Origin of the sequence: Plantibacter sp. VKM Ac-2880, assembly GCF_015351235.1 — a bacterium.
Lineage (GTDB): Bacteria > Actinomycetota > Actinomycetes > Actinomycetales > Microbacteriaceae > Plantibacter.
In genome coordinates this window covers 101,632-119,074 of the sequence record NZ_JADKSJ010000001.1, presented here as the reverse complement: position 1 = coordinate 119,074, position 17,443 = coordinate 101,632, and the positions used below count along the sequence as shown (strand labels likewise).

The following is a 17,443-nucleotide window of genomic DNA, read 5'->3' as shown; positions in this document are numbered from 1 at the left end:
AAAACTCGGTTGATCAACCGAATACGGGGTGTCCCCGATGCCGCGGGAGCGAGCCTCGACTAGCCTCACGACATGCCCTCTCCCGCCGGCTCAGCCGGAAACACCATCGGCGCGCTGCCGGTCGGTGCGGTCGCAGGGCTCAGACGCCCCGGCTCGATGCGCTCGAGCGCGGCCGACCCCGAGGACGCCCGCACGGATGCCCTCTCCACCGAGGACGGACGGCGATCGCCCGGCCCGCTCGCCACGTGGGACGGTGTCCGCTCGCGGTTCCAACCCGGCGAGGAACTCACCTTCGACGAGCGGTACCGGTACGCCCAGCTCCCGCTCATCGACGCGGACCACCCCCTGGCGCTCGCCACGAGTCCCGACGGCAGCTACCGGGCGGGCCGGTACGTGGAACCGCGCGTCGCCGTCGTCGTCCCCGTGCCGGTGGAGCGGTTGTTCGTCGACCCCATCTTCCTGAGCTACGAGGCGGACCTCGCCTCCGCGCCGTTCGCTGCGAAGCTCGCGCGAGGCATCGAGCTGCGTCGCGCCCACCGGCTGCACGCCACGCTCGCCTCCGTCGACGCCTCCGACGACCTCCTCACCGGTCTGCGATCTGCGGTCGGCGCGTTCGCTCCGTTCCGAGCCAGACTCGCCGGACCCGTGATCGGCGGGTTCAATCGCGGCCGCTGTTACCTCCCTGCCACCGCTGACGCCTTCGAACCGATCCAGCGGGCGGTCGGCGGACGCGCCGTGCCGCTCGTCGGGGTCGGCATGCACCACTTCCGGGACGAGCTCGACCCGGCGGAGACGGCTGCACTCGCGGCCTTCCTGGAACGCTGGCAGGACGCGACCCTGTTCGAGTGGACGGTCGACGAACTGGCGGTCACCTCGACCCACGACGACCTGGTGCTCAGCGGCCGCACCCTGGCCCGGATCCCGCTTCGGGCTGCGGCCTGACGCGTCGGACCGTCGACTCAGCCTTCGGTGAGCAGCCGGACCATGGGGAGGTCCGGCGACGCCCAGTCCAGCTCGGCCAAGCGGTTCCGCGGCACCCACCGCAGCTCATCGTGATCGGTGCTGCTCGCCGGTGGACCGTCGCGGAAGGTGACGGCGTAACATGCCAGATCGATCCGCAGTGCGCCGACCGCGACGACGGATCGGTCGAGGAGACGACCGACGGCGACATCGGCTCCGAGTTCCTCCCGCAGCTCCCGCGCGAGTGCCTCCTCGGGGCGTTCGCCGACCTCGACCTTGCCTCCGGGGAACTCCCACCGGCCACCCGAGGACCGCTCAGGGGAGCGGCGGCATGCGAAGACGGTGTCGGCCTGGGAGGCGACGCCCGCCACGACCTCGATCGTGGTGACCATACCGGTCCGACCCCCTCGCTCGTGTCGTCGTCGGAGACTCCAGGGTAGGGGACCGGGCGCGAGGGTCGGCGTGACCGTGCTCCCCAACGAGGCGTCGCACGGGGTCCGCTCATGGCATGGCGGACGGGCGACCGCGGGTCGGTGGTGCGTGCCAGACTGACAGCGATCGGGGGCGATGGTCCCCCGCCGCAGCGTTGTCTCGAAAGGCACCCACCGCACCGATGTTCCTCCTCGACGGTTCCGCCATCACGAGCGCCAGCGACCTCTCCAACGCGTCGTACTGCGAGTTCGCCTTCCTGCGCTCCATCGACGCGAAGCTCAAACGGATCGACCCGATCGACGAGCCCGAAGACGAGATGCTCATGCGCACCTCGAAGCTGGGCGATCAGCATGAACTCCGCGTGCTCGAGTCCTACCGGGCCGAGTTCGGCGCAGGCGTGGTCGAGCTCGAGCGCCCCGACGTCCGGGATGCCGACGCGCTCGCCGAAGCCGTCGCGTCGACGCTCGTCGCCTTCCGGGACGGCGCGCCGATCGTCTTCCAGGCCGCGTTCTTCGACGGCTCCTTCATCGGCTTCGCCGACTTCATCGTCCGCAGGCCCGACGGCCGGTATCGGGTCCAGGACACCAAGCTGGCCCGCTCGCCGAAGGTGACGGCGCTGTTGCAGCTCGCGGCCTACGTGGAACAGCTCAGTACTGCCGGGGTGCCGGTCGACGACGATGTCGACCTCATCCTGGGTGACGGGACGATCAGCACGCACGCCGTCGCCGACATCCTCCCGGTCTACCGGCGTCGCCGCGCGAGGCTCGTGCAGATCGTCGCGGAGCGGCTGCAGGACACGGACGCGGTGCAGTGGGGCGACCAGCGGTACAGCGTCTGCGGACACTGCACCTGGTGCGACGCGGAGATCACCGCTGCACGCGACGTCCTGCTGGTGGCCGGTCTGCGGCTGACCCAGCGCGACCGCCTGTTGGCCGCCGGGATCCGCACCATCGACGACCTCGCCACGCTCACCCTCACCGGGTCGGCTCCCGACGGCGCGCTCCACGGTCACCCGGCCACCGGTGGCGGCACCGTCGACGGCGTGTCGGAGACGACGCTCGCCGCCCTCCGGGATCAAGCCCGTCTGCAACTCGAACCCGCGTCTGAGCCCGGCGTCCCGGCGTTCCGCGTCCACGACGCCGCGGCACTCGGGCTCCTCCCGCAGCCCGATCCCGGCGACATCTTCTTCGACTTCGAGGGAGACCCGCTGTACACGGAAGGCGAGCCGGGCGACGCTCGGCGAGGCGATCGCACCCGCTGGGGCATCGACTACCTGTTCGGGCTGGTCGACACCGACGGCGTCTTCCGATTCTGGTGGGCGCACGACTTCCACGAGGAGCGCATCGCGTTCATCGACTTCCTCGAGTACCTCACCGCGCGCCGGGCGGAGTACCCGGGCATGCACGTCTACCACTACGCGGCCTACGAACGGACGCATCTGCTCGCCCTGGCCGCCCGACACGGCGTCGGCGAGCAGGTCGTCGACGACCTCCTGCGGGAGGCCGTGCTCTTCGACCTCTACCCGTTCGTCCGCAAGACGGTCCGCGTGGGCTCTCGGTCGTACTCGATCAAGAAGCTCGAACCCCTCTACATGGGCGACGACCACCGCGACAGCGAGGTCACCAACGCGGCCGCGTCGATCACCGAGTACGCCGATGCCCGCGAGCTCAGCCGCAGCGAGGACCCGGCGCTCATCGCGGAGGGCGAGCGGAAGCTGGCGGAGATCGCCGAGTACAACCAGTACGACTGCGAGTCCACGCGCCGACTCCGCAACTGGCTCCTCGCCCTGGGCGAGGAGCGGGGTGTGCTCCCCGGCACCTTCGTGAACGATGCGCAGGAGCCGCTCATCGACGACCCGACGCCGTTGCACGACGCGTTGACGGCCCTGGCCGGCGACCCCCTCGACCCCAAGCGTTCCGACGACGCGGCGGCGTACGCCCTGGCTGCGGCCGCGATCGACTACCACCGCAGGGAACACAAGTCGTTCTGGCAGGAGCACTTCTCACGGCTCATCGCCGCGCGCGACGACTGGGAGGACACCCGGAACGTGTTCACGGTCACCGCCGGCGACGTCGAGCGCGACTGGTTCCGGGAGGGCCGGCAGCGGAGCGATCGCCGACACGTCCGCCTCTTCGGCCGCTGGGCTCCGGGCAGTAGCGTGAAGGTCGGCGCCGACCCCTTCGCCGTCTACGAGTACCCGGGCCCGTACACGGTCCCCCGCGCCGAGCCCGGCTCCCGTCCCGCCGGGCAGATCACCGTGCTCGAGGTCGACGACGACTCCGTGCTCATCCAGGAGACGCTGAAGACCGACCGGGATCCCTACACCGAGCTGCCGGTCGCGCTCACGCCCTCTCCCCCACCCCGGCCGGGAACCCAGGTCGACGCCATCGCCGAATGGGGGCAGGCCATCGTCGACGCATCGCCCGACTGGCCGAGCGACGGTGTCGTCGACATCCTCCGCCGCAGGCCGCCGCGCACCGGTTCGGGTGGTCCACTCCCCCACCAGGGCGACCGCGAGACGATCGAGGACGTCACCGCCGCCCTGCTCGACCTCGACGACTCCGCGCTCGCGGTCCAGGGCCCGCCAGGGACGGGCAAGACCTACGTCGCCTCGCACGTCATCACCGCGCTGGTGCAGCAGCACGGGTGGCGGATCGGCGTGGTGGCCCAGTCCCACGACGTCGTGGAGAACCTCCTCGAGCGCATCGTGAAGGCCGGCCTCACCCCGGGCCTCGTGGCGAAGACGCTGCGGACCGGTGCCGACCCGGACGCCGACCGCGGATACACGATCCTGCCGTCCAACGGCCACGCGGCCTACGCGGGCGAGCAGGCCGGCGGGTTCGTCGTGGGCGGCACCGCCTGGGACTTCAGCAACCCCAACCGGTTCCCGCGCCGGTCACTCGACCTGCTGGTCGTCGACGAAGCGGGTCAGTTCTCCCTGGCCTACACGATCGCGGCGAGCGTCGCCGCCCGGAACCTGCTGCTCCTCGGCGATCCACAACAGCTCCCCCAGGTGAGCCAGGGTACGCACCCGGAGCCTATCGACACCTCCGCCCTCGGGTTCGTCGCCGATGGACGAGACGTGTTGCCGCCGGAACTCGGCTACTTCCTGCACGAGACATGGCGGATGGACGCGGCGGTCACCGAGCCGGTGTCCCGCCTGTCGTACGGCGGTGAGCTGCGATCGGCGGCGGCCACGGCGAACCGCAGCCTCGTCGGCTGCGAGCCAGGCCTCCACATCGTCGACGTCCGTCACGTCGGCAACGCCACGAGCTCGGTCGAGGAGGCCGAACGCGTCGTCGAGCTCGTCCGCTCGAGCATCGGCCTGCTCTGGACCGACCCAGACTCCCGTCGCGTGGACTCTCCCCTGATGCAAGCCGACATCATCGTGGTCTGCCCGTACAACGCGCATGTGGCGGTGGTGCGGGAGGCGCTCGACCAGGCCGGATTCGATGCCGTCCGGGTCGGGACGGTCGACAAGTTCCAGGGCCAGGAGGCGGTCATCGCGATCGTGACCTTGGCCGCGTCCGCGCCGGCCGAGGTACCGCGCGGGATGTCCTTCCTCCTGATGAAGAACCGGCTGAACGTCGGCATCTCGAGGGCGCAGTGGGCGGCCTACCTCGTCTCCTCCCCCGCGCTCACCGAATACCTCCCGACGACCCCGGAGGGCGTCGCCGAGCTCAGCGCCTTCATCAGGCTCGTGGACGGGCGCTGACCGACGCTGCGGACGACCCGATGTCGCCGGCTGGCCGACGCGAGGCGTCCGCGATCCCGAGCCGGGCCGCCTTCGTGATCCACGCCTGTCGCTGGGCGTCGCTCGACCCCTTGACCGGGCCGAACCGGCTCACAGCGACGGACCGGATCCCGCAGAAGCGGAGGGTCGTGGTGCGGAGCTGCTTCACGGTCGTGTCTCCCACCAGCGGGAGGTACCACCAAGGCGAGTCGGTCGTGACGATCACGCGGCCCGAGCGCCCCGTGAGCAGGCCCTCCGGGAGGCCGTTGTCCTTTGTCCGGTAGGCGCGACGCGGCAGGAGGACCCGATCGAAGAAGCCTTTGAGGAGCGCCGGGACGGAGCCCCACCAGACCGGGGCCACGACGACGAGGTGGTCAGCGGCCAGGATCTGCTGCCACGCGAGCTCCAGGTCGGGCTCCAGTTCCTGCCTGTGGGTGTAGCCGAGCCGCAGGTTCGGGTCGAAGACGAGGTCGCGGACGGCGAGGACCGTCGCGTCGCCGTGGGCATCCGCATACGCCGACGCCAGAGCGGCGCACAGGGAGTCGGGATTGGGATGGCCGTCGATGACGAGGGTGCTCATGGGTGCTCCAGAGGTCGTAGGTTTTGACAGTGTCCAGAATCTGGACACTGCCCACATCGGTACGGGTTCGACCGTACGGGTACGATGTTGCTTGTGTCAAGATCGACGACGGCCTATCACCACGGCAACCTCGGACCCGTGCTGGAAGACGCTGCGCTCGACCTCATGCGGACACAGGGACACGTCTCGCTGAGCCTGCGCGAGGTCGCCCGCCGTGCCGGCGTCAGTCACAACGCGCCGTACCATCACTTCGGCGACCGGACGGCGCTGCTGAAGCGCTTGAGTGAACGGTCGATGTCAGAACTTCTGGAGTCGATGCGCGCAGAGCGGGCGGCCGCTGCCGCGGGCACGCCGCAGGAGATCGCCATCCAGGTCGGCGCGAGCTATGTGGCGTACGCAGCCCACCATCCCGAACGGTTCCGCGTCATCTACGACCCGGACGTCTGTGCTCCGGGCGCGCCGAGCGAGGCGATGACGCCGCTCATCACCGCGGTCGAAGGGATCCTCGCCGAGACCACCGCGTCCCTCGCGCCCGATGCGCCGGACGAGGTCCTCGCCGCCCTCACCACGGCGGTCTGGGCGACGGTGCACGGCTTGGCCGAGCTCGTCGTCGCCGGTCACATCTCGGAGGCCGAGGCTCGACCCGCGCTCGAGGCCTTGCTGTCCCGGTCCTGATGGCGCGGCGCGTCACCTGGCTCCCGTGCTCCGAATGCGCAGGGCGCCCTCTCTCAGGCTGTACACAAACCACACCCGGTGAACGGTCGGGAACCTCAAAGGCGGCTCATGGCCCCAGGTGACGATTCCCTCGGGTAGCAGGAGTCAGATGATCTCAGCACTCGCCGCCGAGAGGAACCTCCATGACGAACACCGCAGGCCCGGACACCCCGGAACCCGATACGACCGACCCCGCCACCGCAGACCCGACCACCACAACCCCCGCCTACGAGCAGCCGACCGGTTCGTACCAGCCGGCCCCGGGCACCGATGTCACTCCCCCACCCGGATACCCGGGGAACACAGCCGGACCCGTTCGGCCGTGGACCGACACGACCCCGTACGGGTACGCCACGGCGCCGCACCAGCGCTTCGGCGGCGGCTCCGTCACTCCTCCCCTGCCGCACACGGCGCAGACCCTGCCGCAGCCGCCGACGGCGGCGAAGCAGCAGCCGACGGCGGCGAAGCAGCAGCCGATCGGCTGGATCATCGCGGCCGCGACCGCAGCGACCGTCGTCTCCCTCGTCACCGGCGGGCTGGGCATCGCCTCCCTGGCAGCGGGCGCCTTCCACAGCGTCGCAGCGTCCTCGCAGGTGGCCGAGACGGTGCCCGACGAGAGCGGTCAGAGCTTCCGGGCGCCGGGTGGTCTCACCCCGCCCGAGCAGCAGGCGACCCCGGACGCGGCCACCGCGGACACCAGGAGCGCGACCGCGGCCGAATCGGTCGGTGTCGTCGACATCGAGACCGAGCTCGGCTACCAGGGTGCCGCCGCCGCCGGCACCGGGATGGTCCTCACGGCCGACGGCCAGATCCTGACGAACAACCATGTCGTCGCGGGAGCGACCAGCATCGTGGTCACGGTCGTCAGCACGGGTCAGCAGTACACGGCACGCGTGATCGGGACGGATGCCACGGACGACGTCGCGCTCCTGCAACTCGACGGCGCCGCAGGGCTCGACACCGTGACGATCGACGATGACGGAGGAGCGGCCGTCGGCGACGCGGTCACCGGCGTGGGCAATGCGGGCGGGACGGGCGGCACCCCGAGTGCCGCCGACGGATCGGTCACCGCGCTCGACCAGGACATCACCGTGCAGGACGAGACGACGGGTGCCGGCAAGCAACTCACGGGCTTGATCCAGACCGACGCGGACATCCAGGCCGGAGACTCCGGCGGCCCGCTGTACGACGCGGAGGGTGAGGTCGTCGGGATCGACACTGCGGCGTCCTCCGGTGGCACGGACATCGACGGCTTCGCGATCCCGATCGACGATGCGCTGTCGATCGTCGATCAGATCCGCAGCGGCGTCGAGACCCAGACGGTCTCGATCGGCTACCCCGCCTTCATCGGTATCGGGCTGAGCTCGGCCGCGGACGGTGCGGCGCAGGCCGGCACGGGCGCCGTCGTCGGATCGGTGATCGAGAACACACCCGCCGCCTCGGTGGGTCTCGCCGCGGGCGACGTCATCACCGGGCTGAACGGGACGCCCATCGACTCCGCGCAGACCCTCACCGCGACCATGGCCTCGCTCGAGCCCGGTCAGACGGTCACGATCACGTGGACGACACCCGCCGGCGCGAGCCAGACGGCCGACATCGCACTGATCGAGGGCCCGGTCGCCTGACGAGACCGTCCAGCTGCTCGGCTCCTCCGATCCGGCCCGCCGCCGGATCGGAGGAGCCGACGGCGCTCGGCCAGTAGGCTCGGGTCCGCGGTGCCCGCCGCGTCCACCGGAAGGATCCGCCCGTGACCCGCTACCTCGGAGTCGACCTCGCCTGGGGCGAGGGGACCGAGCGGCGGGTGGCGAACGAGTCGGGCGTCGTCTGCATCGACGAGACCGGGACGGTGATCGACGCCGGTTGGGCCATCGGTATCGACGCGGTGGTCTCGTGGATCCTCGCGACCGCCGAACCCGGATCGGTCATCGCGGTCGACGCGCCCCTGCTCGTCGAGAACGCCACAGGCATGCGCCTCTGCGAGCGGGAGGTCGGGCAGCGTTACGGCCGCTGGCAGGTCTCCGCCTACCCGTCGAACCTCGGCCTCCCGGCACTCGGTGGCGTGGCCTTGTTCCGAGCGCTCGAGGCAGCCGGGCTGCACTACTTCGACGGCCTGAGCACACCTGCCGAAGGGGACATCGTCTTCTTCGAGGCGTACCCGCACACGACCCTCGTCGGTGCTGAGGAACTCGGCTACACCGAAGCACGTCCGCGCTACAAGAAGCTCGACGCTTCGCTCCCGGTGACCGAGCGACGGCAGGGGCGCGCTGACGTGTGCGATGACCTGATCGAGCGACTCGACCGCCTGGCGACCGCCAGCCCCCCGCTGCTGCTGCGCTCGCATCCGGTGACCACGCTCCTCCTGGACGTACCCTCCCCGACGAAGGAGACCGCACACAAACATCGTGAGGACCTCATCGACGCCGCCCTCTGTGCCTGGACGGCTTCGTCCTGGGGCGAACACGGCCTGGAGCGGTTCCAGATCCTCGGTGCCACGGACGCGCCGGATGGCCAGGGGCGCGTCCCGACCCTGCTCGCGATGGCGCGGCTCGAACAACGGCATCCGGATCACATTCCGCCGAATGCATACGAGCCACCAGCCTCACTCCCCCGTGAAACCAGTGCAATCGCGCACGACCCAGCCCGCGCAGAACCGCAGTCGACGACACCCGAAGGACATATGAACAAGCAGGCATACTCAAAGACCGAGACGCCCACAGCGGATGCGATCGAGTTCGTCGAGGGCGGCGCCGCCGGCTCAACCGCCGCCGAGGGCCAGCCGTCCGGCTCGACCCGGGCGCCCTCCCCGGCCCCGACCACGGTGGACCTCCTGCGGAGCGCGACCTGGCACCTCGAACACGCCCGGGTGACCGCGGACGCCGACGACGTGGCGTTCGAGGCAGCGCGCTCGGCACTCGCCGAGGCCGTCTTCGACCTCGAGGCCGTGCAGTACGGCGAGTCGACGCGGGGCTGACGCGCCTCAGACCGGATCGAGATCCGAACGGCTCTCTGATCGACGGGCTTCGCGCTCGGCGCGCGCCCGACGTTCAAGGAGGTCGGTGCGGATCCACCGGATCGCGAGGGAGATCGCGAGCGACAGGAACAGGAACGCCGCCGCACCGAGGGCGTACGAGATGAAGTCCGTGGGGATGAAGGTCGTGCCGAGCAGCAGGGCCGACGGCGCCCACTGATCCGCCAATGCCGCCGGGACGCCGGTCGCCTGGAAGCATTCGATCGCCGCGGAGAACCCGAACGCGCCGATGGCGACCTGCCACAGCGGGAGCCGTGGCGCCGCGAACGCCAGCAGCAGGGCGACGAGCACGGTGTAGAGGGCGTTCGTGACCGGGTTGGCCCAGACGGCGGTGACCGACCAGTGCACGGTCAGCCCGGCGACGATCGTCACGATGGCGGCACCGAGCAGGAGTGCCCGCTTCAGGGAGGTCGCCGGCCGCGGCCCGTCAGGGTTCGGCTCCGGGAGGTCGCTCATGCTCTGGTCCTTCTCGTGCGTCGTTGTCGCCCACGGGCCCAGTCACGGGCCTCGGTTCCTGAGAGGGCGAGGATGATGGAGCAGTCGACGGCGAAGCCGATCAGGTTGGTCTGCAGGGTGAGGCCGCCGGCGCCCGCGAGGTAGGTCGCGGTCAGGGTGGCGATCGAGGTGGAACTGAAGGCCATGGCGAGCAGGCGTGCCAGGTTGCCGCCGAGGTGGACCCGCCAGGCGAGCACCAGATAGCTCAACGTCACGGCTGCGGACAGGCCGATGACGAACCCGACGACCCACGGCACCAGGACGGCATCGTCCGCCGTGGTGACGGTCGCGGTCGCCTCGGCCATCACGTGCTTCGAGTCGGTGACGAGGAGGACGCCGGAGAGGATCGACGACAACGACGCGACGACCATGAGCAGGACGCCGACGGTGGTGTCGAGCGGGCGCGGTTCCCCCGCTCGGATGAGTGAGCGGGTCGGTGGGGCGTCGGCCGGAGGGAGCGTCGCGGTCGCCGGGACGACGACGGCGGTGAGGTCGACGATCGGGAGGTCACCGTCCGTCATGATCGCGTCGCCACCACCGTTGCGCGAGTGGTACCCCGTCGAGAAGTTCTCGATCACGGAGGTGGAGGCACCGACCCCGGCGCCCTCGATCGATCCGACGATGTGGTCGCGTTCGTCGTCCACGTCGTCGGCGATGCGGTGGGTGACCTGGAGCGTGAAGACGCTGATACCGACCGAGCGGTCGTAGGTCCCGGCCGCCAGCCAGTCGGCCTGGTACCCGCCGGGGAGCAGCCAGCCCTTAGGGGTCGGCCAGAACCGGACGTGGTGCCGCTTGCCCGGGCTGCCGTCGACCTCCTGCTGGTAGCAGAACGCCTGCGGACGGCCGAACAGGTACAGGGAGGAGACGGGAGCCTCCGGATAGCTGCGTCGCGTCAGGGTGGACGACACGATCCGCAGGTCGGCGCGGAGGCTGAGGTCATCGGCGAGGGTCCATCCGGCCCGCAGCATCGCCGTGTGGACCTGTTCCTCGCTGCCGCGGAACCCGAGGTTGACGGGGTCGCCGAGGATGCCCTCTCGGGTGCGTGTGCGTCCGATGAAGTAGTCGGGCAGGTAGACGCGCGAGAGCACCGTGTGCAGCCGCGGCAGGATCAGGTAGGCGATGACGAGGTAGATGACGAGGATGAACCAGGCCTGGGCCCACCCGCGGGCGAAGGCCTCCGTCAGCAGGACGTAGGCGAGGAAGACGGCCGCGGCTGTTCCGAAGGCGAAGAACCAGCCGTCGACGATGCGCGCGATGCGCCCGCGTCGATCCTCGGACAGGCCGCTGGCGGGCCCGAGGAGCGTCCCGGTCTTCGTCACCCGTCCAGGGTAGGGCCTCGCGGCTCACCGCGTCCGGCGCACCGGCTGGTGGGAGGATGGAGGCATGGATTCCGTCGCGCACATCACCGATCTCGCCGATTTCATCGTCGCCTCGCCGACCTCGTATCACGCGGTCGCGGAGAGTGCGCGGCGGCTGGAGGCGGCCGGGTTCACCCGCAGGCTCGAAACCGGATCCTGGGATGGCGGCGGTGGCCGGTTCTTCGTCGAACGCGAGGGAGCGATCATCGCCTGGGTGCAGCCGGAAGGTGCCACCCCGACCTCGCCGTTCCGGATCCTCGGCTCCCACACGGATTCGCCGAGCTTCAAGCTGAAGCCGAAGCCGACCATCGGTGCGCACGCGTGGCTGCAAGCCGGCGTGGAGGTCTACGGCGGCCCGCTCCTCAACTCCTGGCTCGACCGCGAGCTGGAGCTGGCCGGTCGACTCGTGACGCTCGACGGCAGCGTCCACCTCGTGCGCACCGGGCCGTTCCTGCGCATTCCACAGCTCGCCATCCACCTCGACCGCGCGGTCAACGACGGCCTCGTCCTCGACCGCCAACGCCACCTGCAGCCGGTCTACGGGGTCGGTGACCTCGCCCACGCGGACGTCCTCGCGCATCTGGCGGCGATCGCAGGCATCGACACCACCGCGATCGCGGGGTACGACGTGCTCGTCGCCGACACGCAGGAGCCGCGCCGGTTCGGCCTCGACGGCCAGCTGTTCGCCGCCGGGCGCATGGACAATCTGACCTCGGTCCACGCGGGACTCGCGGCGTTGTTGGCCGCGAGCGACGGGGGAGCGACGGCGGAAGCCGACCACATCACGGTCTTCGCCGCGTTCGACCACGAGGAACTCGGTTCGGCCTCCACCTCCGGCGCCAGCGGTCCGTTCCTCGATGACGTCCTCACCCGGATCGGCGCCGGCCTGGGAGCGACGACCAGCGAGCGACTGCAGGCCTATGCGGGGTCGTGGTGCCTGTCGGCGGACGCCGGCCACGCGATCCACCCCAACTACCCCGAGCGCCATGACCCCGCGAACCGGCCGATCGCCGGTGGAGGGCCGCTCCTCAAGATCAACGCCAACCAGCGCTACGCCACGGACGCCCTCGGGGCGGCACTGTGGGCGCGGAGCTGCGCCGCGGCCGGAGTGACCTCGCAGGACTTCGTGTCGAACAACACGGTGCCCTGCGGATCGACCATCGGCCCGCTCACCGCGACGCGACTCGGTATCCGGACGGTCGACGTCGGGACGCCTCTGCTGTCGATGCACTCCGCACGCGAGCTGTGCCACATCGACGACCCGACCGCCCTGAGCGCGGCGGTCCAGGCGTTCTTCCGAGGCGCCTGAGCCGCGCCGCAGCAGGAGATCGACCTGGGAGCAGGAGGCCGTTCGACGGTCGGTCCTCCTGTGCCGCTGATCTCCTACTGCGGGGCCGGGCTCAGCCCAGTTCGCGCAACCGCAGTCGTCGCCCGTCGGGGCTCGCGTCGGGGTTGACCTCGACGAGGTCCGAGCGTGAGTTGATGAAGTCGCTGAACGAGCGGTGGCCGAGCGGCTTCTCCTTGAACGCCGGATCCATCCGGATCATCTGGTTCTTCACCTCGGCGTTCAGCAGCCAGTCCTCGTCGTCGTTCTTCGCGTGGACGAGGCGGAGCGCGCGGACCAGCAGTTCGGTCGCCGCTCGCTGGGCGTCGGGTCCGGACGGGTCGGCCGTCTCCTCGTCCGCGTCGTCCAGGTCGTCGGCCTCGCGGTGGCTGAAGACGGGTTCGGTGAACAGGCCGCCGATCCGAGGCGGTGCCTGCGTCGCGGGCGCATCGGGCGCCGCGGCCGGCGCGGAGGAGGCGCGTCGACGCCCACCGGACTTCGATGCTGACTTCGGGGTCTCCTCAGCGGGGGTCTCCGCCTTGGCACCGGACGTGGTGGTGTCGACGGCGGCAGGGGTGCGCGGCGTCCTGCTGACGACGGGGCGGACGATGCCCGGCAGGTCGTCGTAGTCCGAGAACTCGTCGCATGCGGCCATGAGGGCGCGGCTCGTCGCGCCGGCCACGCCGATGCCGATCACGTGACGTCCGAGACGGCGGCAGCGCTGGGCGAGGGAGATGTAGTCGGAGTCACCCGCGACGATGACGATGTGCGTGAGGTCCGGCAGACGGAAGAGATCCTCGACGACGTCGACCGCGAGGCGGATGTCCGCGCCGTTCTTCATCGCCTTGGTCGTCGGGAACATCTGGGTGAGGTCGACGGCGCGGTCGACGAGGTCCTTCTGGTAGGCCGAGTTGACAGGCTCCGACCAGTCGGCGTACGAGCGGCTGATGACGATGTTGCCGAACGAGGAGGTGTAGTCGAGGATCGCACCGACGTCGACGCGGGCCGCCTGGAGACGCTCGGAGATCTCGTCGCCCTCCGGTGCGGTGGACGGCACGTGGGAGCGTGCGCGATCGCGGCTGAACGCCGCCTTCCCGTAGAGCTGGTTGTAGCGCGAGATGACGATGTTGTCGAAGTCGATGTAGACCGCGACTCTGGGCGTTCCGGTTTCTGCCATACCCCCATCATCCTCCGACGCCCTGCGAATCGGCGACTCCGGAGCCGTCCTGACAGGCCCCCTGGCTCAGAGGTGGCCGGTGAGCTTCCCGTGGAAGGCCGAGCTGCGCTCGTCGAGGCCGGTGAACACGACCTGTTTGCCGTGCTCGGCGTATTTCTCCTGCACGGAGTCGAGGACGGCGACGCTCGAGGCGTCCCAGATCTGGGAGGCGGTGAAGTCGACGACCACCTCCGCCGGGTCCGCGGCGTAGTCGAACTGCTCGACGAGGTCGTTGCTGCTCCCGAAGAACAGCGGGCCGATCACGGTGTACCGCACCGAGGTGCCGTCCTCCGACGGCACCCGCCGGACCCGGATGACATGGGCGACCCGACGGGCGAACAGCACCATGGCGAGCACCGCACCTGCCGCCACACCGATCGCGAGGTTGTGCGTGACCACCACGACGGCGACGGTCACGACCATGACGAGCGTCTCGGGGATCGGCATCCGTCGCAGGGTCGCCGGGCGCACGCTGTGCCAGTTGACGGTCTTGATCGCGACGATCATCATGACCGCGGCGAGGGCGACCATCGGGATCTGCGCCATCACCGGGCTGAGGGCGGTCACGAGCAGGAGGAGGAAGATCCCGGCGACGAAGGTGGAGATCCGGGTCCTGGCCCGACCGAGCTTCACGTTGACGACGGTCTGACCGATCATGGCGCACCCGGCGATCCCGCCGTACCAACCGGCGAGGATGTTGGCGACACCGAGCGCCCACGACTCGCGCCCCTTCGACGACGTCGTGTCCGTGATGTCGTCGACGAGCTTCGCCGTGAGCAGCGTCTCCATGAGTCCCACGAACGCGACGCTGAGGGCGGTCGGCCAGATGATCCCGAGCGTCTCCAGGTTCACCGGGACGAGGAGTGCGGTGAGGCCGGGCAGCCCGCCGGAGACGTCGCCCTGGTCACCGACGGTCGGCACGGCCGCGTGGGCGATCATCGTGATCGCGGTGACCACGACGATCGCGACGAGCGGCGCGGGGACCGCCGTGGTGAGCTTCGGCAGGAGGAGCACGATGAGCACCGTGATGACGAAGAGCGGGTACACGAGCCACGGGACGCCGAGCAGGTGGGGCACCTGGGCGACGAAGATCAGGATGCCGAGCGCGTTGACGAAGCCGATCATCACGGAGCGGGGGATGAAGCGCATGAGCCGCGAGAGCCCGGTGACGCCGAAGAGGATCTGGATGAGCCCGGCGAGGACGACCGCGGGCAGCAGGTACTCGACACCCTGCTCCTTCACGAGTGGCGCGACCACGAGCGCGACGGCTCCGGCGGCGGCCGTGATCATGGCCGGGCGGCCGCCGAGGATCGACATCGAGATCGCGAGGACCACGGAGGCGATGAGGCTGACCTTGGGGTCGACGCCGGCGATGATCGAGAAGGAGATGACCTCGGGGATGAGCGCGAGCGTCGTCACGATCCCCGCGAGGATCTCGACGCTGAACGCCTTCGGGTTGCGCAGGGTCGCGATGACACCGGGGCTCGGGCGGACGGCGGTGCGCATGGGGGCGTCGGGCTGAGTCACCGTGCCAGCCTAGGCGCGTTCGGAACGCCATCGGCCGCCGCTCGCATGTCCGGGGAGCGGGAGGGAGGGATCAGCTCCGCAGCCAGGCCTCCAGCCCGTCCGCGCTGATCGGCAGTGCCGACGAGAGCACCTCGTGGCCCGTCGGCGTCACGAGCAGGTCGTCCTCGATGCGGACCCCGATCCCGCGCAGCTCGGGTGGGACCGTCAGGTCGTTCGCGTGGAAGTACAGTCCGGGCTCGACGGTCAGCACCGCTCCCGGCTGCAACGGCTCGTCGAGGTACCGCTCGTCACCGATGCGGGCGCAGTCGTGGACGTCGAGACCGAGGTGGTGCCCGGTGCCGCTCGGCAGGTAGCGCCGATGCTGCTGGCCGTTCGGGGACATCGCCTCGTCGACCGAGACCTGCAGGATCCCGAGCTCGACGAGGCTCGTCGCGATGTGCTCGTATGCGGTGTTGCGCATCTCGAGGAACGAGCGTCCCGGGCCGACCTGGGCCATGGCGGCCCGGTGGGCGCGTTCCACGTGGTCGTGCACCTCGCGCTGGGCCGCGGTGAACGTCCCGCCGGCCGGGAAGGTGCGCGTGACGTCCGCGGTGTAGAGCGATCGGGCCTCGACCCCGGCGTCCATGAGGATGAGGTGCTCGGGCAGTACCGGCCCGTCGCAGCGGGTCCAGTGCAGCGTGGGGGCGTGGGGGCCGCTACCGATGATGGTTGAGTAGCCGACGCCGTTCCCGAAGGTGCGGGCATGGCGTTCGAAGGTCGACTGCAGCCAGCGTTCGCCACCGAAGTCGATCGCGGCGGGCAGCTCGTGCACGACCGAGCGGAACCCGCCGACCGTCGCGTCCACCGCCGCCCGCAGCTGCGCGATCTCCCAGTCGTCCTTGACGAGCTTCGCCGCGGACAGGGCGACGAGCAGTTCGCGGGAGGCGCCGAAGCGACCGTCGACGCGGGGTTCTGCGGCTCCCGCCCTGGCGGCCTCGCTCGGAACGAGCGCCAGCGCCTCGTCCAGGGCCTCCAGGGACCGCACCTCGACCTCGAGTGCCTCGGCCCACTGCCGGAGTCCGGCGGACGGGCCGATCCAGAGCTCGCCGCGCATGGCGTCCGCGTAGAACGCCTCTTCACCGGGGCCGACGGGCTCCGGCAGGTACAGCGTCGCGTCATGACCGCCGGCGGTCGGGCGCATGATCAGGACGGCGCCCTCGGCCTGACAGGACGTCAACCACGCGAAGTCACTGTCCGGCCGGAACGGGAACTCGGTGTCGTTCGCGCGGGTGACGGCGCGTCCTGCGGTGACCACGATCCAACGACCGGCGAACTGGTCTCCGACGATCGCGCGGTGTCGTCCGGCGGCCGCACCGGCACCGTCCGCGAGGTCGACGGAGCGGTCGACCTCGCCCCAGCCGCTCGCCAGGAAGTCCCGGAAGGCGTCGTCCTGGGGGAGTGGCTGCGTGCGGGGGTCGCGGAAGGCGAAGCTGTCTGGACACATGGAGATCAGTTAGCCACCGTGCGTGGACGGCGTCAAGGCGGCACGATGCCACGCAGCGGAACATCCTGTCCGGTCCGCCCGAACCGACGATTCGTCCCGAAGGCCGGGCGACGATCGTGGCGTTGGTGGACGGATCGTCGACGGATTGACACCTGTTCGGGCCCCTCCGCACAATGATCGGCATGACAGGAACCGCCGACGCCGGCACCACCACCCCGCTCGATGTCGACCTCGATGCGCGGGTGTTCGACATGGTGTCCTCGTCGGCGAGTGTCGTCGACGCCGACGCCCCGACCCGCTTCGTCTACCACGAGGCGCACGGGGTGCTGTGGGGGGAGTACGTCGGGGACACCGTCTCCGTCGGTCGCTTCTGCGGCGTCCGGACGGGCGAGCGGATCGACATCTCGTTCGTCCACCGCAACCGTGCCGGAGACCGCACCACGAGGGGCGAGGCCAGCTCGATCATCTCCCGCGCCGAGGATGGGGCGTTGATCCTCACGGAGGACTTCATCGGCCCTGATGGCCAGGCCCACGTCAGTGTGTGCCGGGAGATCGTCGCGGCCTGACACCTCCGCACGAGGTCGTCGCGGCTC

Annotated in this window: 14 protein-coding genes; 7 read left to right on the top strand and 7 right to left on the bottom strand. The window is 70.3% G+C overall.

What is annotated here, in order from left to right; genetic code table 11:
- Nucleotides 1-72 precede the first annotated feature (72 nt).
- Nucleotides 73-942: a hypothetical protein gene (locus tag ITJ57_RS00595; RefSeq protein ID WP_194668393.1), complete on the top strand. Its 870-nt coding sequence runs from the start codon at nt 73-75 to the stop codon at nt 940-942.
- Between the two features lie 17 nt (nt 943-959).
- Here ITJ57_RS00595 and ITJ57_RS00590 read toward each other — a convergent pair whose 3' ends face one another.
- Nucleotides 960-1,352: a (deoxy)nucleoside triphosphate pyrophosphohydrolase gene (locus ITJ57_RS00590; protein WP_194668392.1), complete on the bottom strand. Its 393-nt coding sequence runs from the start codon at nt 1,350-1,352 to the stop codon at nt 960-962.
- 221 nt (nt 1,353-1,573) lie between these two features.
- On the opposite strand from ITJ57_RS00590, the gene ITJ57_RS00585 reads away from it, so the two are divergent.
- Nucleotides 1,574-5,107 (top strand): bifunctional RecB family nuclease/DEAD/DEAH box helicase, encoded by a 3,534-nt coding sequence (locus ITJ57_RS00585; RefSeq protein WP_194668391.1) that lies wholly within the window; start codon nt 1,574-1,576, stop codon nt 5,105-5,107.
- On the opposite strand, the gene ITJ57_RS00580 is transcribed toward ITJ57_RS00585, so the two are convergent.
- Nucleotides 5,085-5,705 carry an NAD(P)H-dependent oxidoreductase gene (locus ITJ57_RS00580; protein WP_194668390.1) on the bottom strand — a complete coding sequence of 207 codons (621 nt, stop codon included), beginning with the start codon at nt 5,703-5,705 and terminating at the stop codon, nt 5,085-5,087. The genes ITJ57_RS00585 and ITJ57_RS00580 overlap by 23 nt on opposite strands.
- A 93-nt stretch (nt 5,706-5,798) precedes the next feature.
- Here ITJ57_RS00580 and ITJ57_RS00575 point away from each other — a divergent pair, with 93 nt between their 5' ends.
- The 3 genes from ITJ57_RS00575 to ITJ57_RS00565 all read left to right on the top strand — a co-directional run bounded on the left by ITJ57_RS00575 (nt 5,799) and on the right by ITJ57_RS00565 (nt 9,390).
- The gene (locus tag ITJ57_RS00575) at nt 5,799-6,380 is read left to right on the top strand and encodes a TetR/AcrR family transcriptional regulator (RefSeq protein ID WP_370582102.1); all 582 of its coding nucleotides are present in this window, start codon (nt 5,799-5,801) and stop codon (nt 6,378-6,380) included.
- Nucleotides 6,381-6,562: 182 nt separating this feature from the next.
- A complete protein-coding gene (locus ITJ57_RS19220; protein WP_228506405.1) occupies nt 6,563-8,044 on the top strand; it encodes a S1C family serine protease in 1,482 nt (493 codons plus the stop codon).
- A gap of 122 nt (nt 8,045-8,166) precedes the next feature.
- Entirely contained in the window at nt 8,167-9,390 is a 1,224-nt protein-coding gene (locus ITJ57_RS00565; protein ID WP_370582101.1) for a DUF429 domain-containing protein, read from the top strand.
- A 6-nt stretch (nt 9,391-9,396) separates the two neighbouring features.
- Here the strand turns inward: ITJ57_RS00565 and ITJ57_RS00560 are convergent, their stop codons facing one another.
- On the bottom strand, nt 9,397-9,903 hold the full coding sequence (locus ITJ57_RS00560) for a DUF2809 domain-containing protein (RefSeq protein ID WP_194668388.1): 507 nt from the start codon (nt 9,901-9,903) through the stop codon (nt 9,397-9,399).
- Nucleotides 9,900-11,261 (bottom strand): LssY C-terminal domain-containing protein, encoded by a 1,362-nt coding sequence (locus ITJ57_RS00555; protein WP_370582100.1) that lies wholly within the window; start codon nt 11,259-11,261, stop codon nt 9,900-9,902. Before ITJ57_RS00555 ends, ITJ57_RS00560 begins: the two co-directional genes overlap by 4 nt.
- Nucleotides 11,262-11,325: 64 nt before the next feature.
- On the opposite strand from ITJ57_RS00555, the gene ITJ57_RS00550 reads away from it, so the two are divergent.
- Nucleotides 11,326-12,609, top strand: a complete 1,284-nt coding sequence (locus tag ITJ57_RS00550) for a M18 family aminopeptidase (RefSeq protein WP_194668387.1) — start codon at nt 11,326-11,328, stop codon at nt 12,607-12,609.
- 91 nt (nt 12,610-12,700) lie between these two features.
- On the opposite strand, the gene ITJ57_RS00545 is transcribed toward ITJ57_RS00550, so the two are convergent.
- The 3 genes from ITJ57_RS00545 to ITJ57_RS00535 form a co-directional block, all read right to left on the bottom strand.
- The gene (locus ITJ57_RS00545; RefSeq protein ID WP_194668386.1) at nt 12,701-13,801 is read right to left on the bottom strand and encodes an NYN domain-containing protein; all 1,101 of its coding nucleotides are present in this window, start codon (nt 13,799-13,801) and stop codon (nt 12,701-12,703) included.
- A gap of 66 nt (nt 13,802-13,867) precedes the next feature.
- Complete coding sequence (locus tag ITJ57_RS00540) at nt 13,868-15,346, bottom strand: SulP family inorganic anion transporter (protein WP_194670228.1); 1,479 nt, start codon at nt 15,344-15,346, stop codon at nt 13,868-13,870.
- Between the two features lie 91 nt (nt 15,347-15,437).
- Nucleotides 15,438-16,850 carry an aminopeptidase P family protein gene (locus ITJ57_RS00535; RefSeq protein WP_194668385.1) on the bottom strand — a complete coding sequence of 471 codons (1,413 nt, stop codon included), beginning with the start codon at nt 16,848-16,850 and terminating at the stop codon, nt 15,438-15,440.
- Between the two features lie 182 nt (nt 16,851-17,032).
- Between ITJ57_RS00535 and ITJ57_RS00530 the strand changes: the two genes are divergently transcribed.
- Nucleotides 17,033-17,416 (top strand): hypothetical protein, encoded by a 384-nt coding sequence (locus ITJ57_RS00530; RefSeq protein ID WP_228506403.1) that lies wholly within the window; start codon nt 17,033-17,035, stop codon nt 17,414-17,416.
- Nucleotides 17,417-17,443: the final 27 nt, after the last annotated feature.

What these genes read in the sequence shown, in the direction of transcription:
- ITJ57_RS19220 (WP_228506405.1), top strand. Translation starts at nt 6,563, where the DNA reads ATGACGAACACCGCAGGCCCGGACACCCCGGAACCCGATACGACCGAC.
- ITJ57_RS00590 (WP_194668392.1), bottom strand. Translation starts at nt 1,352, where the DNA reads ATGGTCACCACGATCGAGGTCGTGGCGGGCGTCGCCTCCCAGGCCGAC.
- ITJ57_RS00530 (WP_228506403.1), top strand. Translation starts at nt 17,033, where the DNA reads ATGACAGGAACCGCCGACGCCGGCACCACCACCCCGCTCGATGTCGAC.
- ITJ57_RS00540 (WP_194670228.1), bottom strand. Translation starts at nt 15,346, where the DNA reads ATGCGCACCGCCGTCCGCCCGAGCCCCGGTGTCATCGCGACCCTGCGC.
- ITJ57_RS00585 (WP_194668391.1), top strand. Translation starts at nt 1,574, where the DNA reads ATGTTCCTCCTCGACGGTTCCGCCATCACGAGCGCCAGCGACCTCTCC.
- ITJ57_RS00580 (WP_194668390.1), bottom strand. Translation starts at nt 5,705, where the DNA reads ATGAGCACCCTCGTCATCGACGGCCATCCCAATCCCGACTCCCTGTGC.
- ITJ57_RS00595 (WP_194668393.1), top strand. Translation starts at nt 73, where the DNA reads ATGCCCTCTCCCGCCGGCTCAGCCGGAAACACCATCGGCGCGCTGCCG.
- ITJ57_RS00550 (WP_194668387.1), top strand. Translation starts at nt 11,326, where the DNA reads ATGGATTCCGTCGCGCACATCACCGATCTCGCCGATTTCATCGTCGCC.
- ITJ57_RS00535 (WP_194668385.1), bottom strand. Translation starts at nt 16,850, where the DNA reads ATGTGTCCAGACAGCTTCGCCTTCCGCGACCCCCGCACGCAGCCACTC.
- ITJ57_RS00560 (WP_194668388.1), bottom strand. Translation starts at nt 9,903, where the DNA reads ATGAGCGACCTCCCGGAGCCGAACCCTGACGGGCCGCGGCCGGCGACC.
- ITJ57_RS00545 (WP_194668386.1), bottom strand. Translation starts at nt 13,801, where the DNA reads ATGGCAGAAACCGGAACGCCCAGAGTCGCGGTCTACATCGACTTCGAC.